The 23,831-nt window shown below is 69.2% G+C and carries 30 protein-coding genes and 1 pseudogene; 18 read left to right on the top strand and 13 right to left on the bottom strand.

The features are described from left to right. Positions 1-99: 99 nt before the first annotated feature. From ACZ7LE_RS24920 to ACZ7LE_RS24905, 4 genes are read left to right on the top strand one after another with little or no spacing between them, the layout of a single operon-like run. Positions 100-1,155: an LLM class flavin-dependent oxidoreductase gene (locus ACZ7LE_RS24920; protein ID WP_470405906.1), complete on the top strand. Its 1,056-nt coding sequence runs from the start codon at positions 100-102 to the stop codon at positions 1,153-1,155. Between the two features lie 17 nt (positions 1,156-1,172). Continuing rightward, positions 1,173-3,047, top strand: coding sequence for an FAD-binding oxidoreductase (locus tag ACZ7LE_RS24915; RefSeq protein ID WP_470405905.1), 1,875 nt, complete (start codon positions 1,173-1,175; stop codon positions 3,045-3,047). Beyond that, on the top strand, positions 3,044-3,961 hold the full coding sequence (locus tag ACZ7LE_RS24910) for an LLM class flavin-dependent oxidoreductase (RefSeq protein ID WP_470405904.1): 918 nt from the start codon (positions 3,044-3,046) through the stop codon (positions 3,959-3,961). Before ACZ7LE_RS24915 ends, ACZ7LE_RS24910 begins: the two co-directional genes overlap by 4 nt. Further along, positions 3,958-4,611 (top strand): NADPH-dependent F420 reductase, encoded by a 654-nt coding sequence (locus ACZ7LE_RS24905; RefSeq protein WP_470405903.1) that lies wholly within the window; start codon positions 3,958-3,960, stop codon positions 4,609-4,611. Before ACZ7LE_RS24910 ends, ACZ7LE_RS24905 begins: the two co-directional genes overlap by 4 nt. A 12-nt stretch (positions 4,612-4,623) precedes the next feature. Here the strand turns inward: ACZ7LE_RS24905 and ACZ7LE_RS24900 are convergent, their stop codons facing one another. Next, positions 4,624-5,652, bottom strand: a complete 1,029-nt coding sequence (locus tag ACZ7LE_RS24900) for an NAD-dependent epimerase/dehydratase family protein (protein WP_470405902.1) — start codon at positions 5,650-5,652, stop codon at positions 4,624-4,626. A gap of 99 nt (positions 5,653-5,751) precedes the next feature. On the opposite strand from ACZ7LE_RS24900, the gene ACZ7LE_RS24895 reads away from it, so the two are divergent. After that, positions 5,752-6,327: a TetR/AcrR family transcriptional regulator gene (locus ACZ7LE_RS24895; RefSeq protein ID WP_470405901.1), complete on the top strand. Its 576-nt coding sequence runs from the start codon at positions 5,752-5,754 to the stop codon at positions 6,325-6,327. A 174-nt stretch (positions 6,328-6,501) separates the two neighbouring features. On the opposite strand, the gene ACZ7LE_RS24890 is transcribed toward ACZ7LE_RS24895, so the two are convergent. Next, on the bottom strand, positions 6,502-7,113 hold the full coding sequence (locus ACZ7LE_RS24890) for a TetR/AcrR family transcriptional regulator (protein WP_470405900.1): 612 nt from the start codon (positions 7,111-7,113) through the stop codon (positions 6,502-6,504). Positions 7,114-7,317: 204 nt separating this feature from the next. On the opposite strand from ACZ7LE_RS24890, the gene ACZ7LE_RS24885 reads away from it, so the two are divergent. Beyond that, positions 7,318-8,058 carry an SDR family NAD(P)-dependent oxidoreductase gene (locus ACZ7LE_RS24885; RefSeq protein ID WP_470405899.1) on the top strand — a complete coding sequence of 247 codons (741 nt, stop codon included), beginning with the start codon at positions 7,318-7,320 and terminating at the stop codon, positions 8,056-8,058. Positions 8,059-8,159: 101 nt separating this feature from the next. Continuing rightward, entirely contained in the window at positions 8,160-8,630 is a 471-nt protein-coding gene (locus ACZ7LE_RS24880) for an ester cyclase (RefSeq protein ID WP_470405898.1), read from the top strand. 175 nt (positions 8,631-8,805) lie between these two features. Here the strand turns inward: ACZ7LE_RS24880 and ACZ7LE_RS24875 are convergent, their stop codons facing one another. From ACZ7LE_RS24875 to ACZ7LE_RS24865, 3 genes are read right to left on the bottom strand one after another with little or no spacing between them, the layout of a single operon-like run. Then, a complete protein-coding gene (locus ACZ7LE_RS24875) occupies positions 8,806-9,147 on the bottom strand; it encodes a GNAT family N-acetyltransferase (RefSeq protein WP_470405897.1) in 342 nt (113 codons plus the stop codon). A gap of 48 nt (positions 9,148-9,195) precedes the next feature. Further along, complete coding sequence (locus ACZ7LE_RS24870; protein WP_470405896.1) at positions 9,196-10,404, bottom strand: MFS transporter; 1,209 nt, start codon at positions 10,402-10,404, stop codon at positions 9,196-9,198. A gap of 55 nt (positions 10,405-10,459) precedes the next feature. Then, positions 10,460-11,377 carry an NADP-dependent oxidoreductase gene (locus ACZ7LE_RS24865; RefSeq protein ID WP_470405895.1) on the bottom strand — a complete coding sequence of 306 codons (918 nt, stop codon included), beginning with the start codon at positions 11,375-11,377 and terminating at the stop codon, positions 10,460-10,462. Positions 11,378-11,717: 340 nt separating this feature from the next. Here ACZ7LE_RS24865 and trxA point away from each other — a divergent pair, with 340 nt between their 5' ends. Together trxA and ACZ7LE_RS24855 are read left to right on the top strand one after the other, a co-directional pair. After that, positions 11,718-12,098, top strand: coding sequence for a thioredoxin (gene trxA / locus ACZ7LE_RS24860; RefSeq protein ID WP_470405894.1), 381 nt, complete (start codon positions 11,718-11,720; stop codon positions 12,096-12,098). 103 nt (positions 12,099-12,201) lie between these two features. Further along, complete coding sequence (locus tag ACZ7LE_RS24855; RefSeq protein WP_470405893.1) at positions 12,202-12,570, top strand: GNAT family N-acetyltransferase; 369 nt, start codon at positions 12,202-12,204, stop codon at positions 12,568-12,570. A 69-nt stretch (positions 12,571-12,639) separates the two neighbouring features. On the opposite strand, the gene ACZ7LE_RS24850 is transcribed toward ACZ7LE_RS24855, so the two are convergent. Next, positions 12,640-13,206, bottom strand: a complete 567-nt coding sequence (locus tag ACZ7LE_RS24850) for a GNAT family N-acetyltransferase (RefSeq protein ID WP_470405892.1) — start codon at positions 13,204-13,206, stop codon at positions 12,640-12,642. 269 nt (positions 13,207-13,475) lie between these two features. Between ACZ7LE_RS24850 and ACZ7LE_RS24845 the strand changes: the two genes are divergently transcribed. Genes ACZ7LE_RS24845 through ACZ7LE_RS24835 form a run of 3 tightly spaced genes read left to right on the top strand, consistent with a single transcriptional unit; the run spans position 13,476 to position 15,419 of the window. Next, positions 13,476-13,829, top strand: coding sequence for a GNAT family N-acetyltransferase (locus tag ACZ7LE_RS24845; RefSeq protein ID WP_470405891.1), 354 nt, complete (start codon positions 13,476-13,478; stop codon positions 13,827-13,829). 11 nt (positions 13,830-13,840) lie between these two features. Continuing rightward, on the top strand, positions 13,841-14,452 hold the full coding sequence (locus ACZ7LE_RS24840; RefSeq protein WP_470405890.1) for a uracil-DNA glycosylase family protein: 612 nt from the start codon (positions 13,841-13,843) through the stop codon (positions 14,450-14,452). Positions 14,453-14,474: 22 nt separating this feature from the next. Continuing rightward, positions 14,475-15,419, top strand: a complete 945-nt coding sequence (locus ACZ7LE_RS24835; protein WP_470405889.1) for an NADP-dependent oxidoreductase — start codon at positions 14,475-14,477, stop codon at positions 15,417-15,419. A 69-nt stretch (positions 15,420-15,488) separates the two neighbouring features. Here the strand turns inward: ACZ7LE_RS24835 and ACZ7LE_RS24830 are convergent, their stop codons facing one another. The 5 genes from ACZ7LE_RS24830 to ACZ7LE_RS24810 all read right to left on the bottom strand — a co-directional run bounded on the left by ACZ7LE_RS24830 (position 15,489) and on the right by ACZ7LE_RS24810 (position 18,430). Then, the gene (locus ACZ7LE_RS24830; RefSeq protein ID WP_470405888.1) at positions 15,489-16,394 is read right to left on the bottom strand and encodes a ferritin-like domain-containing protein; all 906 of its coding nucleotides are present in this window, start codon (positions 16,392-16,394) and stop codon (positions 15,489-15,491) included. 63 nt (positions 16,395-16,457) lie between these two features. Next, positions 16,458-16,715, bottom strand: coding sequence for a DUF6510 family protein (locus ACZ7LE_RS24825; protein ID WP_470405887.1), 258 nt, complete (start codon positions 16,713-16,715; stop codon positions 16,458-16,460). After that, positions 16,715-17,437 carry an FAD-binding oxidoreductase gene (locus ACZ7LE_RS24820; protein WP_470406032.1) on the bottom strand — a complete coding sequence of 241 codons (723 nt, stop codon included), beginning with the start codon at positions 17,435-17,437 and terminating at the stop codon, positions 16,715-16,717. Before ACZ7LE_RS24820 ends, ACZ7LE_RS24825 begins: the two co-directional genes overlap by 1 nt. Before the next feature lie 38 nt (positions 17,438-17,475). Beyond that, positions 17,476-17,979 (bottom strand): molybdopterin-dependent oxidoreductase, encoded by a 504-nt coding sequence (locus ACZ7LE_RS24815; RefSeq protein ID WP_470405886.1) that lies wholly within the window; start codon positions 17,977-17,979, stop codon positions 17,476-17,478. 202 nt (positions 17,980-18,181) lie between these two features. Then, positions 18,182-18,430: a hypothetical protein gene (locus tag ACZ7LE_RS24810; RefSeq protein WP_470405885.1), complete on the bottom strand. Its 249-nt coding sequence runs from the start codon at positions 18,428-18,430 to the stop codon at positions 18,182-18,184. A 303-nt stretch (positions 18,431-18,733) separates the two neighbouring features. Between ACZ7LE_RS24810 and ACZ7LE_RS24805 the strand changes: the two are divergent. The 5 genes and pseudogenes from ACZ7LE_RS24805 to ACZ7LE_RS24785 all read left to right on the top strand — a co-directional run. Further along, a pseudogene (locus ACZ7LE_RS24805) lies at positions 18,734-19,072 on the top strand (transaldolase family protein); the annotation flags it as partial. A gap of 224 nt (positions 19,073-19,296) precedes the next feature. Next, complete coding sequence (locus tag ACZ7LE_RS24800; RefSeq protein WP_470405884.1) at positions 19,297-19,626, top strand: hypothetical protein; 330 nt, start codon at positions 19,297-19,299, stop codon at positions 19,624-19,626. Positions 19,627-19,843: 217 nt separating this feature from the next. After that, the gene (locus tag ACZ7LE_RS24795; protein WP_470405883.1) at positions 19,844-20,458 is read left to right on the top strand and encodes an RNA polymerase sigma factor; all 615 of its coding nucleotides are present in this window, start codon (positions 19,844-19,846) and stop codon (positions 20,456-20,458) included. Between the two features lie 140 nt (positions 20,459-20,598). Continuing rightward, complete coding sequence (locus ACZ7LE_RS24790; RefSeq protein ID WP_470405882.1) at positions 20,599-21,111, top strand: hypothetical protein; 513 nt, start codon at positions 20,599-20,601, stop codon at positions 21,109-21,111. Between the two features lie 21 nt (positions 21,112-21,132). After that, positions 21,133-21,783 carry a TetR/AcrR family transcriptional regulator gene (locus ACZ7LE_RS24785; RefSeq protein ID WP_470405881.1) on the top strand — a complete coding sequence of 217 codons (651 nt, stop codon included), beginning with the start codon at positions 21,133-21,135 and terminating at the stop codon, positions 21,781-21,783. Here ACZ7LE_RS24785 and ACZ7LE_RS24780 read toward each other — a convergent pair. Together ACZ7LE_RS24780 and ACZ7LE_RS24775 are read right to left on the bottom strand one after the other, a co-directional pair. Beyond that, positions 21,778-22,533 carry an FAD-binding oxidoreductase gene (locus tag ACZ7LE_RS24780; RefSeq protein WP_470405880.1) on the bottom strand — a complete coding sequence of 252 codons (756 nt, stop codon included), beginning with the start codon at positions 22,531-22,533 and terminating at the stop codon, positions 21,778-21,780. The genes ACZ7LE_RS24785 and ACZ7LE_RS24780 overlap by 6 nt on opposite strands. Continuing rightward, complete coding sequence (locus tag ACZ7LE_RS24775; RefSeq protein ID WP_470405879.1) at positions 22,526-23,122, bottom strand: molybdopterin-dependent oxidoreductase; 597 nt, start codon at positions 23,120-23,122, stop codon at positions 22,526-22,528. Before ACZ7LE_RS24775 ends, ACZ7LE_RS24780 begins: the two co-directional genes overlap by 8 nt. Before the next feature lie 222 nt (positions 23,123-23,344). Here ACZ7LE_RS24775 and ACZ7LE_RS24770 point away from each other — a divergent pair, with 222 nt between their 5' ends. Further along, on the top strand, positions 23,345-23,794 hold the full coding sequence (locus ACZ7LE_RS24770) for a DUF5709 domain-containing protein (RefSeq protein WP_470405878.1): 450 nt from the start codon (positions 23,345-23,347) through the stop codon (positions 23,792-23,794). Positions 23,795-23,831 lie beyond the last annotated feature (37 nt).

Below are 23,831 nucleotides of genomic sequence, written 5' to 3'. Positions count from 1 at the left end.
CCAAGTGCACGGGAACAGATCCGGACCGTGGTCCGTTACAGCCGACGGCAGGATTCGGACCGCGGTCCGCTTGGCGGACCGGTGATGAAGGAGAAGGACATGGAGCTGGGGGTGGCGGTGTTCGGTGACGCCGGCGCGCACCCGGGGACCGGGGAACGGGTCTCGGAGGCGCAGGCGATCCGCAACATCCAGGAGGCAGCGGTCCTGACGGAGGAGGTCGGGCTCGACTGGTTCGGCGTCGGGGAGCACCACACGCCGGAGTTCCCGGCGTCGGCCGCGGCACCGATCCTCGCGGCCGTCGCCGCACGGACGTCGCGGATCAAGCTCTCGAGCGCGGTGACGGTGCTCGGCACCGACGACCCGGTGCGGGTCTACGAGCAGTTCGCGACGGTGGACGCCCTGTCGAACGGCAGGGCGGAGATCATCGCCGGACGAGGATCCTCCGTCGAGTCGTTCCCCCTGTTCGGGTACGCGCTGGAGGACTACGACGCCCTGTTCGCCGAGAAGCTCGAGCTGCTGCTGGAGATCAACCGGGCGCCCCGGGTGACGTGGCGCGGCACCACGCGCGCGAGCCTGGACGGCGAGTACGTCCCGCCGCGCGTGGAGCACGGACGGCTCCCGGTCTGGCTCGGGGTGGGTGGCACACCGGCGTCCGCCGTCCGGGCGGCGGAGCTGGGCCTCCCGCTCGCCACCGGTCTGCTGGCCGGCAGCGCGTTCCGCTCGGCCGCGCTCGCCGACCTCTACCGTGCCGCGGCGGGTCAGCTTGGCAACACCCCTGAGCAGACGCGCGTGATGATCGGCACGCCCGGCTTCCTCGCGGACGACGGGGACGCCGCGCGCGAACGGTGGTGGCCGCACTACCACCAGTTCATGCGGGTCGTGGGTGAGCAGCGCGGGTTCCGTCCGCCGGGCCGTGAGGCCTACGACGCCGGTACGGCGTCCGACGGCGCGCTCCTGGTCGGCTCCCCGGAGGAGATCGCCGAGCGCATCGTCCGCCTGCACGAGCGGTGGGGCCACGTGCGGCAGTTCATCCACATGGACTGGGGCGGGCTGTCGCAGTCGGAGCACCTGCACGCGATCGAGCTGTTCGGCACGAAGGTCAAGCCGCTCGTCGACGCGGAGATCGGCGAGTCCGCGAACGTGGACGACGAATGAGAAGGAAGCAGAGCACGATGGAACTCGCACTGGGGATCATGCTGGAACCCTCGGCGGACGCCGGCACTGACCTGACGGCGGGCCTCGCACGCCAGGCCGAGGCCGGGGGCCTCGACCTCGTCGTCGTGCGCGGCACGGACGCGGGCGACGGCACGGCGGGGATCGACCCGTGGACCGCCGTCGTCTGGGTGGCCGGCGCCACCGAAAGCATCGGGATCGGCATGGTCCCGGCAGGGAAGGGCGGGCCGTCCGCGGCGACCGACCCGGAGGCACCGGTGCCCTCCGTGGTCGACAAGGCAGGGGAGAGCGCCGCACTGCTCGCGGGACCGCGGCTCGTCTCCGGCTCCGGCTGGGTGGTCGCACCCGCCGGCGCCGATCGTGCAGAGCTCGCGGCGCTCGCCGAGCGCGGTCTGCCGGTGGTGGTCCCGGTGCGCGACGGCGACGACGTCGCGCGCCTCACGGACATCGTCGCCGCGGACGGCCCCGTCGGCGGGCGGCGCAGGACCGCGGTCGCCAGGGCGCTGCGGCGCCCCGGCATCGACTACCACGCGGTGCCCGCCTCCCTGGCCGCGACGGCGGTGGAGCCGGGCGACCGCGAGTACCTGGCCGTGAGCTCGAACTATCTGCGCGGCGGCGCGCCGGGCCTCGTGCTGAGGCCGGAGACTCCCGAGCAGGTCGCGGACGCGCTGGCGTTCGCGCGGGCGCACACCCACGTTGCGCTGGGCGTGCGCAGCGGCGGGCACGGGGTCAGCGGCCGCTCGACGAACGACGGCGGAGTGATCGTCGACGTCGGTCGGATGAACGACGTGGAGGTGCTCGACGAGGCCCGGCGGCTGGTGCGGATCGGCCCCGGGGCCACCTGGAAGCAGGTCGCGGCGGCGCTGGACCCGTACGGGTGGGCGCTCGGGTCGGGCGACTACGGCGGCGTCGGCGTGGGCGGGCTGGCCACGGCCGGCGGCATCGGGCTGCTCGGCCGCGCGCACGGACTGACGATCGACCACCTGCGAGCGGTCGAGCTGGTCCTGGCCGACGGCACCGCGGTGCGGGCCACCCGCGACGACCACCCCGACCTCTTCTGGGCCGTGCGCGGGGCCGGGGCGAACTTCGGCGTCGCCACCGCGTTCGAGTTCGAGGTCGACGACGTGGGGGAGGTGGGCTGGGCCAAGCTCTCGCTGGTCAGCACCGACATCGAGAAGTCGCTGCTGCGGTTCGGCGAGGTCGCCACCGCCGCGCCGCGGGACACGACCGTCTTCCTGGTGACCGGGCGGCCCCGGCAGGGGCAGTCGATGATCCAGCTCTACGCGATCGTCGACTCGCCCGACCCGCAGGTCGTCGTCGAGCGGCTCACGCCGTTCCTCGACCTCGGCGCGCTGGTGCAGCAGGAGGTCTACCTGACGCGGTACAAGGACATCATGGGGGAGGCGGCGGACGTGGGGCCTGACGGGCACCACGGACAGGGCGAGCCTGTCTCGCGCTCCGCGTTCCTGCCCGCGATCACACCCGAGGCCGCACACGACACCGCCGAGCTGCTGCACAGCGGGCGTGTCTTCTTCTACGAGCTGCGTCCCATGGGCGGCGCGATCGCGGACGTCCCCGCCCACGAGACGGCGTTCGCCCACCGCACGCCGGCGTTCCAGGTCACCGCGATGGGCGTCGACCAGGACGACCTGGACGCGCGGTGGGACCGGCTCTCCGGCCACTTCGACGGCCTGTACCTGAGCTTCGACACCGACCGGCGGCCCGAGCGCCTGCGCGACGCGTTCCCACCGCCCGTCCTGACCCGGCTGCGCGACCTCAAGCGCCGCTACGACCCACAGAACCTGTTCCGCGACAACTACAACATCGACCCGCGCGACGGCTCCGACGCCGTCCGCGCGGACGAGGAGGGATGACAGAGATGACCGACTACGGGCACGACCTGCTCTTCGGCACGTTCGTGACACCCAGCGCCCAGGAGGCCGGGCACGTGCTCGACCTCGCCGTGACGGCGGACAGGTCCGGGCTGGACCTGGTGACCTTCCAGGACCACCCCTACCAGCCGACCTTCCTCGACACCTGGACCCTGCTCACCTACGCCGCGGCCCGCACGGAGCGGGTGCACCTGAGCGGCAACGTGCTGAGCCTGCCGCTGCGTCCGCCGGCCGTGCTGGCCCGCGCCGCCGCGTCCCTGGACCGGCTCAGCGGGGGCCGGGTGGAGCTCGGCATCGGCGCGGGCGCCTTCTGGGACGGCATCGCCGCGATGGGCGGACGCCGCCTGACGCCCGGCCAGGGTGTCGACGCGCTCCGCGAGGCCGTCACGATCATCCGCGAGATCTGGGACACCGGGACCCGCGGCGGGGTGCGGCTCGACGGGACCTACTACCAGGCCGCCGGTGCCAAGCGCGGTCCCACCCCGGCGCACGACATCCCGGTCTGGATCGGCGCGTACAAGAAGCGGATGCTGGCCCTGACCGGCGAGATCGGCGACGGCTGGCTGCCCACCATCGAGTACCTGCCCGACGGCGTGGGCTCGCTGCCCGGCATCAACGCACGCATCGACGAGGCAGCGGTCTCGGCCGGGCGTTCGCCGTCCGACGTCAGGCGGCTCATGAACTTCATGAACGTGCGCTTCTCCGCGACCGGCCGCGGGCTCCTGGACGGGCCGGTGGACCAGTGGGTCGAGCAGCTCGCCGGCCTCGCGCTGGAGCACGGCGTCACGGCGTACCTGATCGGCGGCGACGACGTGGCGACCACCGAGCGGTTCGCGGCCGAGGTGGCGCCGGCCGTGCGCGCGGTCGTCGCCCGGGAACGCGGTCGGGACCGATGACCATCACCACCGTCGGGATCCTCGGGGCAGGGAAGGTCGGCACCGCGCTCGCCCGTCTCGCGCTGGGGGCCGGCTTTCGTGTGCTGATCGCGGGTTCCGCCGATCCCTCGCGCATCGCGCTGACGGTGCGGATCGTGGCGCCCGGCGCGTCGGCGGTCCGCGCCGCCGACGCGGCCCGGGAGGCCGACGTCGTCGTCCTCGCCCTTCCTCTCGGGCGGTACCGGACCCTCCCCGCCGCCGAACTGCACGGCAAGCTTGTCGTCGACGCCATGAACTACTGGCGGGAGACCGACGGGGACCGGGCTGAGCTGTCCGGCCCCGGCGCGTCGACCAGCGAGCTCGTCCGTGGTGCGCTGCCCGGCGCGCGGGTCGTCAAGGCGTTCAACCACATGGGCTATCACGACCTCGAGGACGAGTCGCGCCCTGCTGGCGACCCCGCCCGGAAGGGCATCGCCGTCGCTGGGGACGACGCGGACGCCGTCGCCGCCGTGGCCTGGCTCGTGGACCGGCTCGGCTTCGACCCGGTACGTGCGGGAGCCCTCTCGGACGGCGTGCGCCTCCAGCCGGGCACGGCGGCGTTCGGCGCGAGCGTGCCGGCGGACGCGCTCCGCGCGATGCTCGACCGTCACGCCTCGGGACATGAGATGTGACATCTGCGCGGGTTATCGGACGACTCCCCACTCGATGAGGCTGCGGCCGGTGTCGAGCACCGTCTCGGACGCAGGGCGGGGCCGCCATCCGAGCAGCGCGCGGGCCTTCTCGGCCGTGTGCGTGCTGCGCCGGCCGAGGCCGGGCAGGATCTCGCGCAGGCCCGGGTCGGTGCGGGCGGCCAGGCGGATCGCGAGGTCCGGCAGCTGCGTCGTGCGCACGCGGGAACCCTGGGGGCCGAGACCATCCTTCAGGATGCGCGCGATGTCGCGCATCCACAGGAAGTCGCCGGTGCCGAGGAAGCGTTGTCCGGCAGCCTCGGGGGCAGTCATGGCGCGGAGGTGCAGGTCGATGACGTCGCGAACGTCGACGACCTCGAGTCCGATCCTGGGCACCCCTGGCATCGTTCCGCCGAGCAGGCGTTGGAAGATCTGGACCGAGCCGAGGTTCCCGGTGCTGAGGATCGGGCCGAAGACCGCGCCCGGCAGGACCGTGGTCAAGGTGGTCGGGCCCTGGTAGGTGGTCATGAAGTCCCATGCGGTCTTCTCCGCGATGATCTTCGAGCGTCGGTACGCGGGCAGTGCCGGGTCGTCGTCGGAGACGACGGTCTCGTCGAACACTCCGGCCTCGGCGTACGACCGCGGGCTCGCGGTGGCGGCGGCGGACGTCATCACGACCCGCTTCACTCCCGCCTCGGTCGAGGCGCGCAGGACGTTCAGGACGCCCTCGCGGGCGGGGACGATGAAGTCGTCCGGGCTGTCAAAGGCATGGCCGCTCAGCGGCGAGGCCGGGTGTATGACGTAGTCGACCCCGGCCACTGCTCTTGCCCAACCACGGGCAGAGGTGAGGTCGGCGATCGCGAACTCGAGCCGGTCGCCCGGGTCGATCCTGGTGGCGACGGCGGCGCGGGCCTCCTCCGCCCGGGCGGTGGACCGGACCGTGGCGCGCACGATGTAACCACGGAGCAGCAGTTCGACGACGGCCCACCCGGCGAGGAAGCCGTTGCCTCCGGTGACGAGGACCCGCTGAGGTTCAGCACTCATGACTGGCTCTCCTGCTAGGGTAGAGAGATATTGCGGAGAGTTCTCCGCATGTGGCGACATTAGCGGAGAGTTCTCCGCACGTCAACGGTGAGGTGGGAGATGGGCGAGTCCGACGGCGGGTACAAGCGGCAGCGCGACACGGCATCGGCCAAGCGCGCGGCGATCGTCGCCACGGCGAAGCGGCTGTTCGAGGAGTCGTCGACGGTGTCGCTCAACGAGATCGCCAAGCAGGCCGGGGTGGGCGCGGGGACCCTCTACCGCCACTTCCCGGCGCGGGAGGATCTCGTCCTCGCCGTCTACGAGCAGGAGCTGGCCCGGCTGCTGGGATCCGTCGACGAGGCCTTGAGGACCCAGCCGACCGCGAGGGACGCGTTCATCGTCTGGTTCGAGGACCTCGCAGCCCAGACCCGTCTCAAGCATGGTCTTGGTGAGGCGCTGTACACCTCGGCCGTGCAGGAGGTGGTGGCGGCGAGCCAGGCGCCGGTGACGGCCGTGGTGGCCAAGCTCCTCGACGCGTGCATAGCCGAGGGGTCCGTCCGTGCTGGTGTCGAGCCTGCCGACGTGCTCCTGATCATGGGGTTTCTCTGGCGTGTCCCTGGGACCGAGGACGGGCTCGCGCAGGGGCGACGACTGACGGACATCGTCTTCCGGGGCATCGGGACGGAGAATCCGTAACGTCCCCGACCGGTACCGTCACCGGTCGGATCCTGGTGATGCGATGACGGGTCCCTCGGCACCGGGGGGCACGCGGGCTCGGCTGTGACGCCGTCGTCCCGGACCTCACCGGGGTGCGTTGGACCGAGAACGGAATCGTGCTCGGGTAGGCGGGTCGTGCGTCAGGTGGTTTGCTCAGGCATGCACCTGGCTGGCGGTCCGGCCGGGAGGAAGCGCGTTGAGAGAAGCCAGCGCGACGGTGGTGAGTTTGGCCCGGGTGGCGCCCGCGTTCGCCAGGACCTCCATCCCACGGGTGACCGCGACAAAGAACCCGGCGAGTGCCGTTGCGTCGGCCTTCGCGTCGACCTGTCCGGCAGCCTGGGCGTCCTCGATGCAATGCCGGTATGCCGTCTCGAGGGCTGTGAATGCCTCGAGGGTCGTGCTTGCGACCGTCGCGTCCCGGTGGGCCAGCTCCATGGCCGCCTTGCCAGACAGGGTTCCCGGGGTCCCTGCGCTCGTCAAGGTGATCGCGAGCTTGAGGAGGTGGGCGTGGATGCGCTCCAGAGGGCTCGCGGAACTGTGGGCCAGGGCCTCGTCCACCGCCTTGACGGCATCGGTTGCGTCTGCGGACAGTGCTCGAAGGAACAGCTCGTGCTTGCCACCAAAGGCGTTGTACAGGCTCTGCTTGCCGAGCCCGGTGGCCCGGACCAGGTCGTCGAGCGTGGTTCCTTCGTAGCCGTTGGTCGAGAACGTCTCCCTCGCCGAGGCGATCACATCACCTTCGACGAACTTCCGAGGTCGTGCCATGAGCGGACCATAACAGTTATTGGCGCTTTGGTCCATAATGGAGTCGCATGCAGCCTCAAGGCGCTCAAGCTCTCGTCGGCACGGCCTTGCCTGTGAGGTGCGGCGGGTCGGCGGTGCCGCGGGCGGATACGTTAGTTATTGACTATGTGGTCCAGATCTGATTGAGTTATGGGCGAAACGGTCCATAACTCGAAGGAGGGCGGCATGGCCGTCTTGACAGGCAAGGTCGCTGTGATCACTGGGGGTAGCTCCGGCATCGGGTTCGCGACGGCCCGCGCTTTTCGTGACGAGGGCGCGACGGTCTTCATCACCGGGCGCAGCAAGGATGCGCTCGACTCGGCGGTCGCCGAGCTAGGGGCCGGCGTGTACGGCGTGGTGTGCGATGTCGTGGTGCCCGCGGCGCTTGACGCGCTCTACGAGACGGTGCGCGACGAGGCCGGACGCATCGATGTGCTGGTTGCGAACGCGGGCTACGGAGCTGTTGTCCCTTTCGGCGAGGTGACGGGGGAGCTGGTCGACGCCACCTTTGACACCAACGTCAAGGGGACGATCTTCACGGTCCAGCAAGCGCTGCCACATCTCGGTGCGAATGCGTCGGTGATCCTCACCGGTTCGAGTGCCGGCGTGCGGCCCAACCCGGGGCTCGAGGTCTATGGAGCGTCGAAGGCAGCGGTCCGCAACCTCGCTCGCGGATGGGCCCACAGCTCGGGCGCACGGGGCTTCCGGGTGAACGTCGTCTCCCCGGGCGGAGTGCGCACCCCTGGTCTGCGTGAGCTGCTCGGGCCCGAGTGGTTCGAGCAGGCCGAGGCCGGCGGTGGCATTCCCCTCGGGCGGCTCGCCGACCCTGCGGAGATCGCCGCCGTGATGACGTTCCTCGCCTCGGACGCGTCCAGCTATGTCAACGGTGCCGAGTTCTTCGCCGACGGCGGTTCCGCGCAGGTATGACAGCCGACGCTGCTCCGGGTACGACGTGACTACCTGATTCGTGCCGAGTGGCAACACGACGTCGTTCTGGAGCAGCACCAACCCATCAAGGAGGAGTAGAAGTGAACAGCAATGAAGAGGTTGTCCGCGAGGCCTACCGGCTGGCGGAGGGGAGTGTCCTCGACGGGCCTGGTTTTCGCGCGTTGTTCACGGCGGACGGCACGTTCAACGACGTCCCGAACTCGCTGACCTTCCGCGGCGACGAGATCCCCCAGGCGTTGACGGGTCTCGCCAGTGTTTTTCCCGACGTCCACCGTGAGCTGCTCAAGGTCCACGCGATGGGTGACGTCGTCGCCGTCGAACTGCGGATTCAGGGAACGCATCTCGGCGCGTTTCCTACCCCGGTCGGCAATATCCGTCCGACCGGTAACCGTATCGACGTGCCCGCGGCGGACCTCTGGTACCTCCACGAGGGGAGAGTCGAAACTTTCAACTGCTACAACGCGGCGAACGTCCTGCTCGCTCAGATCGGGGCCGCCCCCGACTTCGAGTCGGCGGTCGAGGCCGCCAGGACGGCTGCCACGTCGGTATAGCTGATCGCGCGGCAAACGCTCGCCGGGTGGCCGGCATCCTCAACTGACACCTACCGACGCCCCGAACGGAGGCTGGACGACGTTGCAGGCGAGAGCGGAGGTCGACGCCGGCCGGAACCTTGGGCACCGTGACTCCCTCGGCCGTGCCCGACGCTAGCTTTGCCTCAGCGCGGCGCTACGTTCCCGGTTCGACGTCCGGCTGGGTCAGTCCGGCGAGGTCGCGGTAGCGGTCGTTCTGGACGAGATAGTCCACGACGTAAGGGCAGATCGCCGTCGCTGTTGCTCGGCGCGCGCGGATCTCGTCCAGGACGGCCTCGATCAGGATGCGTCCGATCCCCTCGCCGCGGTCCGACCGGAGGACTTCCGTGTGGAGGAGCGAGTAGTGGTTCGGCGCTGCGTGCCGATACCTCATCCACCCGACGACCATGCTGTCCTGGAGCAGCTCGAACTGCCGGAGGAACGTCGAGTCCCGCAGGCTCCAGGAATCGCGGCCATTTTCTTGTCTGCTGTGAGCCATCATGACAAGCCGTCCAGTTCGTCGGGTGAGTTGATGATGGTGCGTCGGTCACGTCGATGGATTCCGTGCGGTTGCTACGGCAACGGCGGTCGAGACGAGTGCCAGCACGCCGTATCCGAGGGCGATGTGTGGCATCGAGACGGTGCTGGAGAGCTGACCTGCGACAAGGCTGGGGAAAGCGGCAGCGCTGTAGCAGATCAGGTAGACCACACCGAAGATCGGTGCGCGGTCGGTCGGAGTGCTGCCCTGCAGCAGGCCGCGAGTCGTGGCACTGAGAGCAATCCCCTGGCTCGCGCCGGCGAGGACCGTCGCGGTGAAGAACAGAAGGAGGGAACCGATGGTGACAGCGGTGAGGATGCCGGCCATCGCGAAGACAAACGCGACCATGCCGGTACGTTGCCCGATCGCCGGCGTGAGGCTGCCGCCAAACGGGGCACCGGCTGCGCTGGGAGCCATGTAGGCCGCGAACGCAAGCCCGGGGATCAGTGGGCTGTGGTTGTGCAGCTGGCCTTCGACCAGTGCCGGCACGAAGGCCTGGTAGAAGGCCCCGGTCGCCCAGGTGCTCAGGAACACGGCCGTCGCGCCGGGAAGCAGGGGGCGGATGCGGGTTGGCACGCCGACGTCGGGGCGCAGCGATCGCCAGGCACCCGGTGTCCCGGCGACTGTCTCCGGGCTCACCGCGATCAAGGCGGTGGACAGCAGCAGGGCGCCGATCACGACGACATAGACGAGATGGCGGGGCCAGGGAGCAAACTGCACCAGAGTGCCGGAGAGCACTGCGCCGATCGCGAGCCCGAGCATGGGTGTCTGGCTGGACGTGACCGAGGCCAGCCACGCGGGACGGGCCGGCATGGTGTCGACGATGTACGCGGTGACGTTGCTGCTGGCCAGCCCGGCGCCGAGGCCCATGAGGCCGCGAGCGAGCAGCAACGTACCGGCGTCGTGCACGTCCAGCAGGAGCAGACAACCCAGCAGGAGCAGACCCAGGCTTGCCATCGCGACGGGTCGCCGCCCCAGATGATTGGACAGCCGCCCCGCCACCAACAGCGCGGTCAGGGTGCCGAGGGCATAGACCCCGACTGCTCGGGAGATGTCCGGAGGCGTGAACCCGTCCTCGGCGCGATAGATGTTGAACAGCGGGATCGGCACGGCCAGCGCCATGAACGCAGCGGTCAGTGAGACGACCGCGGAGAGAAAGGCAAGCCGCAAGTCTCTGCTCCGGGGCGCCTGCTCAAGCGTCGGTAGGACATATCGCATCCGGCCACAAGCCCTTTCCTCGAGCGGGACGGCGGTCGAACGTCGCTGTCGGGTGTTACGGGCGTACGCGGATGATCGTCTTGCCCGTGGCTCGCTCTGTCGGGTTGAACGCGGCGACCGCCTCGTCGAGGCTCGCGATGTGGGCGATGTTCGTGCGCAGGCGTGAGTCGCGGACGCGCTGGGCGAGCTCGCTCAGCTGCGCGCGGTCGGCCTCGACGACGAAGTCGACGGCCAGCCCCTCGGCCGGTCGTGCCTCGGGCGGGCCGGCGATGCTCACGAGCGTGCCGCCTGCTCGCACGAGGGCTGCCGACCGTCGCTGGATGTCTCCGCCGATCATGTCGAAGACGAGGTCGACCCCGCCGACGTCCTCCAGCGCGTCGGCGCCGAGGTCGACGAACTCGTGGGCACCGAGGTCGAGGGCGGCCTGCCGGTCGGCGGTGCGTCCGGTGCCGATCACGTAGGCGCCCGCTTCCCGGGCGAGCTGGACCACCATGGACCCGACGCCGCCGGCGGCGCCGTGCACCAGGACGCTCTGCCCGACCTCGAACCGGCCGTGGACGAACAGGCCCTGCCACGCGGTCAGGCCCGAGATCGGCAGGCTCGCACCCACCGTGAAGTCGACGTCGCCGGGCAGCGGTGCGAGGTTGCGCGCCTCGACGGCCACGTACTCGGCGAGCGTGCCGTCACGGGTCCAGTCGGTCAGCCCGAAGACCCGCTGGCCGACGGACAGGCCCCGCGTGCCGTAGCCGAGCGCGCTGACGACACCGGCCAGCTCGTGCCCGGGGATCGAGGGGGTCCGGTCACGCCCCAGACGGTCGGTCCAGGTACCGGGCCACGTCAGCTCGCCCGGGGTGAATCCCGACGCGTGGACCTGCACGACGACGTCGTTCCCGGCCGGCTCCGGCTCGGGGCGGTCCGTCAGCGTCATCCCGGCCGTACCCGCAGCCTCGTCCGTCACCACGATGGCTCGCATCGCGCGCCTCCCCGTCTCGCTCGTGTGTCCTCAACCGTATTTCGGTTCACCAGGGTTAGCCGCGCGAGACACCGGCGTCTTACCAGCCGGCGATCACGAATCTTGTCCGGCCGCCGCTCGCTGACTCGCCTCGCATCACCGGTAAGACGACGGGAAACGACGTCACCCACCTGTCAAGGGTCGCGGCGTCCGCGTGCGGGGAGGCCGCAGATATCAGTGCGGCGCTCGGTTGCCGGCCCGCCTCGACTGTCACCCTCGGTTCGAGGCCCTGGCGCCATGACGCAGACGTCGCGACCCGACTGCCGGCGCGCACGCGACCACTTTCGACGAGAGGGAGAGCATGACAACCATCGAGCTCACCGACGACAACTTCGCGAGCACGATCAAGGACAACCACATCGTCCTGGTCGACTTCTGGGCGGACTGGTGCGGCCCGTGCAAACAGTTCGCACCGATCTTCGAAGAGTCCGCGACGAACAACCCCGACATCGTCCACGGCAAGCTGGACACCGAAGAAGCCCGGAGGACCGCAGCTGCCGCTGACATCACCGCGATCCCGACCCTCATGGCCTTCCGCGACGGCCACCTGGTCTTCAACCAGGCCGGTGCTCTGCCCGCCAAGGCTCTGGCGGAAGTCGTGACCATGGTCAAGAACCTCGACATGGACCAGGTCCACACGGACCCGGCCGCGCAGGGCGATCGTGCCCCACAGGCCCGATGACACTGCCTGCGACCCGCGTGACGCGAGCCAACGGCAAGGTCGTCACGATCAGCGGACCTGTGAGAGCAGCCTGGACCAGTGAGACGACGAAAAAGGAGCTCCAGTGAACGACCCCGACCACGTGCACAACCCGGACGTGCTTACCGACCAGGTCGGTGCCGACCGGTTCGAGCTCGTGCGAGGCGGCGAGACGATCGCGTGGATGACGTACAAGCACCTCAAGCCCAACAGGTACGTGCTCCTGCACACCGAGGTCGACGAGGCGCAGCGAGGGCACGGGATCGGCAGCATCCTCGTCGACGCCGTCCTTGACGAGGTTCGCTCCCGCCAGGGAACGGTGACCGCCATCTGCCCGTTCGTCGCCGATTATCTGGCAGGTGGCGAGCGATACGCGGACGTCGTCGACCCCAAGCACCCCGGCTACCCGAACAGGACCGCGGCCGAGCGCGGTGACGGCGCAGTCCCGGCGTAGGTCGGACAGACGGCGAACGGGCGATGTCCTCACCACCACACGCCTGGTGAGGACGCCGCCCGTTCCCCGTCACGGGTTCGGTACGTCGAGGTCGCTCCTGCGGAGCCTGAAGACCTGAAGCTTCAGGTCGTAGTACTTCGTCGTCTCGCCGACCCACTCCATCCCGATCTCGCGTGCCGTCCGGATCCCGTGTTCGTTGGAGGGGCGGACGACGGCGAACACCTCTTCCTCGTCGTGAGAGAACGCATAGTGGGCCAGGGCATGGCCGGCCTCAGAACCCAGACCACGACCCCACGCCGAGGGCGCGAACTGGTAGCCGAGCTCCAGGTCCTCGCCCTCCGGCGGCAAGCCGAGGATCTGTCCGGACCCGATCAGCTTGCCGTCGGCCAGGTCGTCGATCGCCCACCGGCCGGTGGGCCTTCCGGTGTCCGCATCGTGCTCGGTGGCCCATCGCTCGACGATCGAGCGCATCCGTCCCGGCTCGTCGATGCGGCCCATCGCCGGCGCCAGCCAGCGTGCGACGTCGGCCTCGCCGTAGATGGCCAACGCTGCCATCGCATCGTCGGCGTGCCAGGGTCGCAGCCGCAGGCGACGGGTCTCGATCGTGGTGCCGTCGATCGTGACTTGATGGCTCATGTCTCCTCCTGGATCAGTCGGGCGTTCTGTCCGCCGGATGCCGGACGGCCCGCGTGACGAACTGGCGCGACCGTACGCGAACTGGACGTTATCGTCCAGTTGGCGCGGCCGGTCGCTTCAGGGCGGGCGCTGCCCCGTCTACGGCGCGCACGGGTGCGGGGACGTGACGCGTATGGATCGTGGCTCCGCGTGCCACTAACGATGGTGTGCGGGTCTGAAGTCGCACACCGTCGCGATGGCCACCGGCCACCCTGGGAAAGGACCTCCTCATGACCGACCCCCGTCCGAACGCACCGACCCCGCAGTCCCTCGAACTGACGATCGTCAAGGACGAGGCGGCTGGAATCTACGATGCGACCGCCGGCGATCAAGAGGTCGGCGGGCTGACCTACAGCGACCACGACGGTCGGGTCGTCCTCGTCGCAGTGTCGATCCTGCCGCAGTTCCGTCACCACGGCGCCGCAACCCAGCTGATCCGGCACGTCCTGGACGACCTTCGTACGCAGGGCAAGAAGGCCACAGTCTTGTGCCCGATCGTGCGGACCTTCATCGACAAGCACACCGAGTACCAGGATGTCGTCGACCAGCAGCACCCGGGTGTCGTGAAGGTCTCCCCGCGGTGACGGGAACACCCATGACTGACGGCTTCGACGAGATCCGGGCAGCGATCGTCGCGGATCCGGCGAATGCTTGGGCCAAGGAGCGCGGATACGCGCCGCTGTACACCGCCGGCGCCGAGGCTCGGGTCGCGGTCGTCGGCCAGGCGCCTGGCCGCGCGGCGCAGGAGAGTGGTGTGCCCTGGAACGACGCGAGCGGCGCGAAGCTGCTGGAATGGCTGGGCGTGACCGAGGACGAGTTCCGCGATCCGGCCCTGTTCGCCCTCCTGCCGATGGATTTCTACTACCCGGGCAAAGGAGCCACCGGCGACCTGCCACCCAGGAAGGACTTCGCATCGCGATGGCACCGTCCGCTGCTGGACCTCATGCCCGGGATCGGGCTGACGATCCTCATCGGGAGCTATGCCCAGCAGCACTATCTCGCCGGCCGGGCGAGACGGAACCTCACCGAGACCGTCCACGCCTTCCGTGAGTACCTGCCCACGATGTTTCCCCTGGCGCACCCTTCGCCGCTGAACTTTCGCTGGCAGGCCCGCAACCCATGGTTCGTCACCGATGTGCTTCCCGTCCTTCGAGCACGGGTCGCGTCGACCTTGGTGAGCCAGCCCGAGAGCAAGATCGCCCGGTAGAGCACGACAGAAGGAGAGAATCATGAAGGCCATCGTGGTGTCGGACCGCGCTGCAGGCAGAGCCGGAATGCGGCTGGTGGATCGGCCCGACCCGGATGTCGAAAGGCTGGCCGGCCTCGAAGGAGCCAACTACGGCGATGTCGTCGTCGAGGTGCACGCCTCGGGCTTCACGGGCAACGAGCTCGAGTGGCCCTCGACCTGGGTCGACCGTCTCGGCCGTGACCGAACCCCGTCCGTCCCCGGCCACGAGGTCGCCGGGGTGGTCACCTCGCTCAGCTATGGTGCCGCAGGCCTGTCCGTGGGCCAGCGCGTCTTCGGACTGACCGACTGGACCCGGGACGGGACCCTTGCCGAACGTGTCGTGGTCGAGGCGCGGAACCTGGCGCCGCTGCCGGGCGACGTCGACTTCGTGACGGCCGCCGGTGTCGCGATGACAGGTCTGACCGCCTGGCAGGGACTGTTCGAGCACGGGCGCCTCAGCGCAGGGCAGAGCGTCCTCGTGCACGGCGCTGCCGGGGCGGTGGGGTCGATGGCGGTCCAGCTCGCACGTGAGTGCGGCGCGCACGTGATCGGAACCGGGCGTGCCGCGCATCGCCAGGAGGCTTTCGACTTCGGTGCGCACGAGTTCGTCGACCTGGGGAACGAGACACTCGAGGACGTCGGCGAGGTTGATCTTGTGTTCGACGTCTTCGGGGGCGAGATCGGTGACCGGTCCGCACGGATGGTGCGGCCCGGGGGGACTCTGGTGACTATCGCGGGCAGCCCTCAGGTGCGACCGACGGACGGGCGGACCGTCGACTTCGTCGTGGTCTCCGAGCGGGCACAGTTGAACGAGATCGCCCGCCGGGTCCAGCGGGGCCGACTGCGGGCGAACATCGGCCAGGAGGTGAGCCTCCAGGACGCTGTCGCCGCGTTCAACGCGCCCGAACCTGCCCGCGGAAAGATGGTCGTCCGCGTGCGCGACTGACCGGAGTCTGCCCGGCGGGGGAGCGCCTGGCGGTGCGGAGCAGGGCAAGCCTTGCTCCGCACCGCGGTGTCAGCTGTCGTCGCTCTCGGTGAGGTCGCCGTTGAGCCCGTCGGGATAGAAGCCGCCGCTGCTGGCGCGTTCTGGCGTGAGGTAGACGATGTTCAGGATGTGCCCGGGTGAGCGTCCGAAGGCGCCACCGTTCTCGTCGGTCGGAACGAGGTTGAGCCGGTCGGCGGTTCCGATGCTCTGGTCGTCGTCGCCGACGTGGCCGACGGCGTTGCGCACGTCGGAGATCTTCTGGGCAGCGGTGAACACAGCGTCGTCGATGACCCCCTGGTTGTACAGCGCCAGCCGGACGATGCCGGCGTGGTAGGCCTCGGTGGCCAACAGGCCGGCAGCTGCGTCGAGGTAGGTCTTGTTCTCGATCAACGGTGCGGCGCCCTTGAACGCGGTCACGCCGACGTCTTCGAAGAGGTAGGCGGCGAACAAGAAGTTCACCTCGTTGGCGTAGGCGTCGAAGGTCTCGCCCTCGCCGATCAGACCGGCGGCGCGGGCCGCCTGGGTGAAGCTGTGGTCGAGCGAGATGGTGGGCCTGGCCACGGCGGCGCTGCCCAGCGCGCCACGGAGGAAGGTGACGTGCTGGCGCTCGTCGGAGGCGATCTCCTCGGCGAACCGTCGGATGACCGGGTTCTTGAACGGGACCGGCTTGCCACCTGAGACCTCACCTCGGGCGCCGACTCCTGTGGTGAGCTCGTCGGGCAGTGCACTTCCCGTGGCGCGCAGGTAGAACTCGGCCTCGAGGTACTCGAGGTTCAGCGCGAAGTTGAGGATGGAGGCGTCACTGGGACCGGCCGCGTCCTTGCTCGGTGCGGTCGAGCCGGCGGCCTGGCTGATCATGCCTTCGAGTCGCTGCCGGTCGGCGTCGGTCTCGGCGCTGCGCGCCGCCGCCTGGGCGAGGAAGTCGTTGTCGGACAAGGGGTGTGCTCCTTTGAGATAGCTGTGGCGCAGTCGTGGCCACAGTGCCTGTGGCGACATGCGTCAGACGCGAAGGTCGATCGCGTCCAGTCCTGCGAGGCTGAGAACGAGGCGTTCGCCGGCGGTGACCACGACGACAAGCACGTGGTCACAGGACGCGCAGCGTGCGACAAGACCTGGGGCGTCGGGGTAAACCATCGCCTCGGCGACAGGTGCGGTTCGCCCGCAGCTGCTGCACCGGCCCCGCGCCGCGGTGACGTCCACGGTGAACACTTCAGACAGCACGCCGGCGAGGGCGTTCCCGTCCAGGTGGTTCGACATCAGAGACCTCCGAATCGTTCGGTGAGGATGTCCGTGGTCGTATGGCCGAGCTCCAGCAACCAGGCGGCGACGGTCTCCGCGAACCCGGTGGACCCGCAGACGTAGATCCGGGGCCGTTCGGCTGGTGGGATCGTGCACGCGGCAAGTGCCTCCCGCGTGAGGCGCCCGACGGTGCCGGGCCAGCCGGCCGGTGCCGCACGCGTGTAGACGCGTGTGACCTGGAACGACGGTCCGGCGAGCCCGTTGAGTTCGTCGGCGAAGAAGACGTCGGCGGGCGTCCGGACCGAGTAGAGCAGCTGGAAGGGCGTCGAGTCCTCGGCCAGGTCGTGTGCCACGGCCATCGCGTAGAGCGGGACGACGCCGGAGCCACCGGCGATGAGCTGGACCGGCCGGTCGCTCTCACCGGGACGCCAGACGAAGTAGGACCCCAGGGGTCCGTGGACCTCCAGCGTGTCACCGGGCTGCGCCTCGTTGACCAGGAACGGCGACACCTCCCCGTCCGGCAGCTCATCGATCGCGAGGACGACGTGCCCCCACGGGGACGACGACGCGACCGAGTAGGAACGATTGGCCTGGTACCCGTCGGGTGCGGTCAGTCGCACGTCCAGGTGCGAGCCAGGCTCGCTTCCGGGCCACGTCGGGACAGCCAACGTCAGGCGGACAGAGCGGGGTGTCTCTGCTCGCGTCTCGACGATCGTGGCGGTGTGCCAGGTGCTGCGCATGCGGTGCTGGGCGGACTTTGCCGTGGAAGGAGAAGCGTTCACCGGTACCGCTGTTCCTTCCACGGGTCGCCGTAGATGTGGTAGCCGTACCGTTCCCAGAACCCCGGGTCGTTGCCCGGCATCATGGTCAGGCCGCGCACCCACTTGGCGCTCTTCCAGAAGTACAGGTGCGGGACGAGCAGCCGGGCCGGCCCACCGTGCTCCGGATGCAGGGGCTCGCCCTCGGCCTCGATCGCGATCCATGCCTTGCCGCCCACCAGGTCCTCCAGCGGCAGGTTGGTGGTGTAGCCGCCGTAGGAGTGGGCCATCGCGTACCGGTGCTCGGAGGTGACGTCCTGGAGGATCTTGTCGAGGCTGACGCCGCGCCAGGCCATGCCGAGCTTGGACCAGTGGGTGACGCAGTGGATGTCCACGGTGACGTCCTCGACGCCGAGCGCGAGGAGCTCGTCCCAGCTCCACCGGTGGTCGGTGCCGGTCTCGTCCTGGACGGTGAACTGCCAGTCCTTGGTCTCGACGTGCGGGGTGGGTCCGGCACTGAGCACCGGCCACTTCTCGACCATGGTCTGTCCGGGTGGTATGCGGGTGTCTGCGTGGCCTCTACGCCCGGAGAATCCGCGGGTTGCGAACGGCATGCCGACTCCAATCTGAGCTAGGTGCCCTGGTCGGGGCGTGTCCTGGTGTGGTTGCGAGACGAATCGCGGGGGAACGGTTCCGATGCCGACCGGTCCGGATGCCCGCACAGCGTCAGCCGGTCGTGCGCGTGAGTGCGGCGATCAGTCCTTCGAGGTCGTCGCGGCACTCGGCACAGGAGCCCAGGTGTGCTGCGACACCTGGAAGACGAGCGGCTGGGTCACCACCCTTGACGCTGATCTCGGCGTAGACGTCGATATCGAGCCGGCAGATGCTGCAACCGGGGTCCTCGGGGTCGGTCCGCAGGAGAGCGTCCAGCCGCTTCCAGAGTTCACGACCAGAATCGCTGGGGCTATTGAGCATTCGTCTCCTCTGCCAACCCGAGTGGTTCATTCGTCGTGTTGGCGCTGACGGGCAGCGCATCAGCGCGGTCACGACACATGTCGAGGACATGTACCCCGCAGCGTCCGTTCCTTCACGAGATGAGTGGACAGCCGCTCACCGGGTCTTACCTCCCGTTTCGAACTCACCGACCTGTGTCGGACGAGCACGTGGTCGGGTAAGACACACGGCGCTCTCGCGACTAACGGCGAACCGTGGCCGGCCGATGACGGGCCTGGGCTGCGCCCCGCAGCCGCCCGCGGGCGGAGACTCGAAGGAGAACCGATGTCCGCAAACCTGCTTCGCCAACTGTGTGAGCTCGGCGTATCGCCCTGGCTGGATGGTGTCACTCGCGACGAACTGCGTTCGGGGACCTTGCAGACGCTGCGGGACGACCTGGGCGTGTCCGGCGTGACCACAAATCCCTCGCTGTTTGCCAAGTCGCTCGCCGGTGAGGTGTCTGCGTACGCCGCCAGTTTTCACGATCTGGCGTCCCGAGGTGCTGGTCCGGAGGAAGCCGCTCGACTGCTGGCGGCCGAGGACGCGCGGTACGCCTGTGATGTCTTGGCCGCCGTCCACCGACGCTCCGACGGGCAGGACGGATGGGTCTCGCTGGAGGTCGACGCGCGCCTATCGTGCGTTCACCGAGGCGATGGGGACAGCCACCTGGGCCGAGCTGCCGCCTGCTCGCAGACGGTGTACGGCAGTTCCAGAAGTCGTGGCAGGTTGCGCTGGCCATCGTCGAGGAGCGTCTCGCGGCCGCACACGCCGCGCGAGCACAGCCTCGGTCCTGAGTCATTGCCGACACCGCCGGGCAGCACCCACACCACCAGACGAAGGACAACCTCATGGCACCCACATGGCACCAGGCACCCCAGGACGGGGAGCTCGTCACGGCACAGGAGATGGCGGATGCGCTCACCGCGGGAACCCTCGTCTACGCCGACGGAGCGAACCAGACGTTCACGACGGACGGGAATCGAACCACCTATGTCGAGCGTGGCACGCACACCGAAGGCACGTGGGAGGTGCTCGCCGACGGCAAGTTCTCGTCGTTCTGGCCGCCGGACTACCGCGCCGACTACGTCGTGCGCTGGATCGTGCAGCAGGGCGTCCGCATCGGGATCAGCTTCACCGAGGTCCGCGGCGGCAATCGGTTCGACGGCCTCTACCGGTAGCGACCGATCCGGCGACGAACGAGAACGGGACAAGTCAGGCGCCTCACGGCCAAAGTGGACCCTGTCGGCCAGATGATTCCGTGTTGCCAACAACAAACCCTCTTGTCTGGACTCTAGGGTCCGGTTTACGGTGTGGCGATGGCTTCGGTTCGAGGTCTGCACGGACATGGCTGGCGTTGGTCTCTCACCTCCTGCGCGGCCAGAAGGGTGGGACGCGATGGATCTCCAGATCGCTCAGGACAACCAGAGGTGGGTGCAGGGCCTCGGTGCGACGGGTTCTGAACGCGAGACGGCCTGCGAGGAGCTCTACCCGTTGCTCCATCGCGTCGCCAGGCGCGAGGTGGCCCGTCGTGCCGCATCCCTACGGGTGTACGGACCTGAACTGGATGACATCGCACATCAGGCCGCGGCGGACGCGCTGATGGCGATCCGTCGGCGTCTGGACACCTTCCGCGGTGAGTCGAGGTTCACGACGTGGGCGTGCAAGTTCGTCATCTTCGACGTTGCGACGAAGGTGAACCGGCATTTCTGGCGGCACCGTGACATCCCGTACGACCAGGAGGACTGGTCCCGCATGGCCTCGCGGTTCGAGGCGGCGCCTGGGCAGGAGATCGAGGTGGCAGAGTTCGTCGACGCTGTCTCGGCGGCAATCAAGCGCTGTCTCACGGACCGGCAACGGACCGTCTTCATGGCTGCGGTCGTACAGGAGGTGCCCATGGACGTCCTGGCCGAAAAGCTCGGCTCGAGCAGGAATGCCCTGTACAAGGTTCTGTTCGACGCGCGCAAGAAGCTGCGTTCCGAACTGGCCGCCAACGGGTATCTGTCCCAGTAGCGCTCGTCCCGGCTTGTGCTGACGAGCGGCCCACCCGCCCAGGGTTCCTCCGGTTGAACAGGACCATCTCGTCCAGTTAGACTTCCGTGGGAGCTGCCGGCGACCAGTGACCGACGTACAGGCGAGGAGACGAACGCGCGGTGACAAGCGGACGTGCCGGCAGTCGGTCTGTGCGGGCCGGCGACACCGGGGCCCACGAGAAGGAGACCTCCGAGCCGTTTCAGGCAGTCCTTGAGACGGAGAAGCACTGGCTGGCCGATGTCTGCCGCGCCGAGGACCTCACCGGTTGGCGGTCTCGCCTGATCCGTGAAGTCATGGATCGCAGGTCGCCCTACGCGCAGGCCCTTCGCCGCAACCAGGGGGTATGCCGCCTGAACGAGTTCCACAGGGACTGGCAGGTACTGATCACCAGCATGCTCGATCGGATAACCCTGAGCGAACCAGTCCGGCCAGGTGAGCCGGCCGCCGTCCCCGTGACGTCCATCAGACCTGAGGACGTGGCCATCGCGATCCTGGCGGCCCTGCACGGTGGCGCGACGCTGAGCTGGCTGGCGGAGGACGCCCGGCCGCTGGAAGCAGCACTCGACATCGCCCTGGCACCGGTGCTCTCGCCGCGTGGACCGAGCGGTTCCGGCGACCGATCGCCTCGATAGCCCGCTCAGTACGATGGCGCTGTGAACGCGAACGCGAACGCGGACGAGAGCCCGGCCGTCCGGCTGACGGCGCGGGGGTTGAGGACAAGAGCCCGTATCGTCGCTGCGGCCGCGGACCTGATGCGTGTGCAGGGGATCGGTGGGACGACCCTGGACGACGTGATGGTCGCCAGCGGCGTGAGCAAGTCTCAGCTCTACCGGCACTTCGAGGACAAGGACGCGTTGGTCCGGGCGGTGGTGGTGCATGTGGGGGAGTTCGTCATCGCCCGGGAGACGAACATGCTGGGAAAGGTCTCCACGCTGGCTGGGCTGCGGCGCTGGCGTGATTCCCTGGTCAAGGCCAGCGCGTTGCGGCACGGTATGTATGGGTGTGCGTTGGGCTCGTTGGCGAGCGAGGTCTCCGACCATGATGCCGTTGCCCGGCAGATGCTGGACGAGTTGTTCCAGGCCTGGCAGCGCCTGATCGACGGGGCCTTGGCCCGGATCCAGCGCACCGGGGTGCTGGACGAGTCCGTCGACACCGCCCGCCTGGCCGTCGGCTTCCTGGCGTCCCTCCAGGGTGGCTACCTTCTCGCCCAGACGGCACGTGACGTCGAGCCCATGGGCATCGCGATCGACGTCGCCCTCGCCCACCTCGAGAGCCTCGTCATCTCCGACCGAGCGGTGTCATAGGCCGAAGCGCTGGAGCCTGACCCGCTCGTCGCCGTAACCACGCCTGAACAGCGCAGCGGCGACCTCGTCCACGAAGCCGTCCGGTCCGCTCACGTACGCCACCGGACGAGGAAGACCCTGCCACGCGGCTGGCTCACGCAGGTCGTCCGGGTCCACCTCGCGCACCGTTGAACCTGGCGCGGCACGGACGGGTCGGTCATAGCGCACACGAGCCTCGACGTCCGCGTCGGGAGCGACCAGGTCTGTTCGATACAGGTGCGAGGCCGCGTCCCGGGTCCAGTACACCAGGAGCGCCGCGGGACGGTCCGCCACGATGGCGCGGGCACGCAGGATGGTCATCAGCGGTACGACGCCCGCGTCGGCGCCGAGCAACAGCAGCGGCCGGCCGACGGAGCTCGGATCGTCGGGATCCCACGAGAAGCCGGCGTCGAACGGCCCGCGGACATCGATCTGGTCACCCAGCTGCATGGTACGGACCAGGTAGGAGGACACCTCACCGCGGGCAAGGAGGTCCACGGTGATCGCCACACGATCAGGGGCGTACGGTTCGGCGAGCGCGTACAGCCGCTGCGCGGTGTACCCGTCCGGCGCGGTGAGCCGGATCTCGACGTGCTGGCCGGGGAGATGCGGCGTCCAACCCGGTACACGGAACGTCAGGGTTCGCGCGTGTCGTGACTGGCGTCGTGTGGTGATCAGGCGCGCGGTGCGCCACGGGGCACCGGCGGCGTCCGGGCGGCGCGGGTCAGTCATCGGTGTGCCGCTCTTCGCGCCAGGGGTCGCCGTAGTTGTGGTAGCCGTGGCACTCCCAGAATCCCGGTTCGTCGGTGGCCATCAGTGAGAGCCCCTTGACCCACTTCGCCGACTTCCAGAAGTACAGGTGGGGAACGAGAAGGCGCGCCGGCCCGCCGTGCTCGGCGGTCAGCGGACGGCCGTCGAACTCATAGGCGATCCACGCCTTGCCGCCCACCAGGTCGGCCACGGGCAGGTTGGTCGTGTACCCGCCGTAGGAGTGCGCCATGGCGTACGGGTGCTGGACATCGACGCACTCGAACAGGAGGTCGAGGCTGACGCCCTTCCACGTCGTGCCCAGCTTGGACCAGCGGGTCACGCAGTGGATGTCCGCGGTGACCATGTCCGCGGGCAGCTCCATCATCTGGGCCCAGGTCCAGGTGCGGGTCCCTCCGTTCTCGGAGGTGATGGAGAAAGCCCACGAGCTGGTCGGTTCGTTGTGCGCCGGTCCTGTGCTCAGGACCGGAAAGCCGGTGGTGAGGTGCTGTCCAGGCGGAAGGTCGACGGCACGCGGATCGTGGCGTCCCCGGAAGCCTCTGGTGATGGTCATGCAGTGTCCTCTCGTCATGGGATCGGGTACCCGGTGAGGCCACTGTTGGTGTGCCCCGGCTGGGCGCATCTTTCGCGGCCGGCCTGCGGCGCACTGGTTCCGCACGAAAGAACCAGCCACCGGGTGTCCACGAACGATGTAGCGCGGACCAGGCCGCGACTGACACCGCACGGTGAGGCCCGCCTCAGGCCCAGGTGCGCAACCCCCAGGAGGTAGGTCCACATGAGTGGTGCGTTCGACGACTACGGCACCGAGCAGGACGTGTTCGGGCTCCTTCCGCAGGACGAGAGCCTCGATGACGACGAGCTCGGCGGGGACGACGACGGAGCCGGGTACTCCCCGCTCGACAAGCCGCTTGCCTACGGCTGGGGCTTCACGCCCCAGGAGGTCGGTGAGCACGAGCCGCTCGCGATGCGGCTCGCCCGAGAGGTTCCCGAGCAGGCTGACCGCTTTCAGGGCGACGGCCTGGGGGACACGTCGGACACGGACGGTGAGCTCATCGACGACCAGGTCGGTTCGCTGAGGGCCGGCCGGCTGATCTGGGCCGAGCAGGACGGCAGTGATCTGTCCTCGGACCTGCGGGCGACCGACGTCGGTATTGACGGCGCGGGAGCCTCCGCGGAGGAGGCCGCGATTCACGTCGTCCTCGACAGCGACGACTGGCGCGTCTGAGCCCTCGCACCGACCGGCCCGCCGGCCCCGACACGCA

The organism is Promicromonospora sp. NPDC110617 (assembly GCF_055598465.1).
Note: the sequence above shows the minus strand (reverse complement) of the source record. Positions and strands in the feature narration are given on the sequence as shown.

Coding starts and splice junctions, on each gene's coding strand:
- ACZ7LE_RS24920 (WP_470405906.1), top strand. CDS start 100: ATGGAGCTGGGGGTGGCGGTGTTCGGTGACGCCGGCGCGCACCCGGGG.
- ACZ7LE_RS24915 (WP_470405905.1), top strand. CDS start 1,173: ATGGAACTCGCACTGGGGATCATGCTGGAACCCTCGGCGGACGCCGGC.
- ACZ7LE_RS24910 (WP_470405904.1), top strand. CDS start 3,044: ATGACAGAGATGACCGACTACGGGCACGACCTGCTCTTCGGCACGTTC.
- ACZ7LE_RS24905 (WP_470405903.1), top strand. CDS start 3,958: ATGACCATCACCACCGTCGGGATCCTCGGGGCAGGGAAGGTCGGCACC.
- ACZ7LE_RS24900 (WP_470405902.1), bottom strand. CDS start 5,652: ATGAGTGCTGAACCTCAGCGGGTCCTCGTCACCGGAGGCAACGGCTTC.
- ACZ7LE_RS24895 (WP_470405901.1), top strand. CDS start 5,752: ATGGGCGAGTCCGACGGCGGGTACAAGCGGCAGCGCGACACGGCATCG.
- ACZ7LE_RS24890 (WP_470405900.1), bottom strand. CDS start 7,113: ATGGCACGACCTCGGAAGTTCGTCGAAGGTGATGTGATCGCCTCGGCG.
- ACZ7LE_RS24885 (WP_470405899.1), top strand. CDS start 7,318: ATGGCCGTCTTGACAGGCAAGGTCGCTGTGATCACTGGGGGTAGCTCC.
- ACZ7LE_RS24875 (WP_470405897.1), bottom strand. CDS start 9,147: ATGGCTCACAGCAGACAAGAAAATGGCCGCGATTCCTGGAGCCTGCGG.
- ACZ7LE_RS24870 (WP_470405896.1), bottom strand. CDS start 10,404: ATGCGATATGTCCTACCGACGCTTGAGCAGGCGCCCCGGAGCAGAGAC.
- ACZ7LE_RS24865 (WP_470405895.1), bottom strand. CDS start 11,377: ATGCGAGCCATCGTGGTGACGGACGAGGCTGCGGGTACGGCCGGGATG.
- trxA (WP_470405894.1), top strand. CDS start 11,718: ATGACAACCATCGAGCTCACCGACGACAACTTCGCGAGCACGATCAAG.
- ACZ7LE_RS24850 (WP_470405892.1), bottom strand. CDS start 13,206: ATGAGCCATCAAGTCACGATCGACGGCACCACGATCGAGACCCGTCGC.
- ACZ7LE_RS24845 (WP_470405891.1), top strand. CDS start 13,476: ATGACCGACCCCCGTCCGAACGCACCGACCCCGCAGTCCCTCGAACTG.
- ACZ7LE_RS24840 (WP_470405890.1), top strand. CDS start 13,841: ATGACTGACGGCTTCGACGAGATCCGGGCAGCGATCGTCGCGGATCCG.
- ACZ7LE_RS24835 (WP_470405889.1), top strand. CDS start 14,475: ATGAAGGCCATCGTGGTGTCGGACCGCGCTGCAGGCAGAGCCGGAATG.
- ACZ7LE_RS24825 (WP_470405887.1), bottom strand. CDS start 16,715: ATGTCGAACCACCTGGACGGGAACGCCCTCGCCGGCGTGCTGTCTGAA.
- ACZ7LE_RS24820 (WP_470406032.1), bottom strand. CDS start 17,437: ATGCGCAGCACCTGGCACACCGCCACGATCGTCGAGACGCGAGCAGAG.
- ACZ7LE_RS24810 (WP_470405885.1), bottom strand. CDS start 18,430: ATGCTCAATAGCCCCAGCGATTCTGGTCGTGAACTCTGGAAGCGGCTG.
- ACZ7LE_RS24800 (WP_470405884.1), top strand. CDS start 19,297: ATGGCACCCACATGGCACCAGGCACCCCAGGACGGGGAGCTCGTCACG.
- ACZ7LE_RS24795 (WP_470405883.1), top strand. CDS start 19,844: ATGGATCTCCAGATCGCTCAGGACAACCAGAGGTGGGTGCAGGGCCTC.
- ACZ7LE_RS24780 (WP_470405880.1), bottom strand. CDS start 22,533: ATGACTGACCCGCGCCGCCCGGACGCCGCCGGTGCCCCGTGGCGCACC.
- ACZ7LE_RS24775 (WP_470405879.1), bottom strand. CDS start 23,122: ATGACCATCACCAGAGGCTTCCGGGGACGCCACGATCCGCGTGCCGTC.
- ACZ7LE_RS24770 (WP_470405878.1), top strand. CDS start 23,345: ATGAGTGGTGCGTTCGACGACTACGGCACCGAGCAGGACGTGTTCGGG.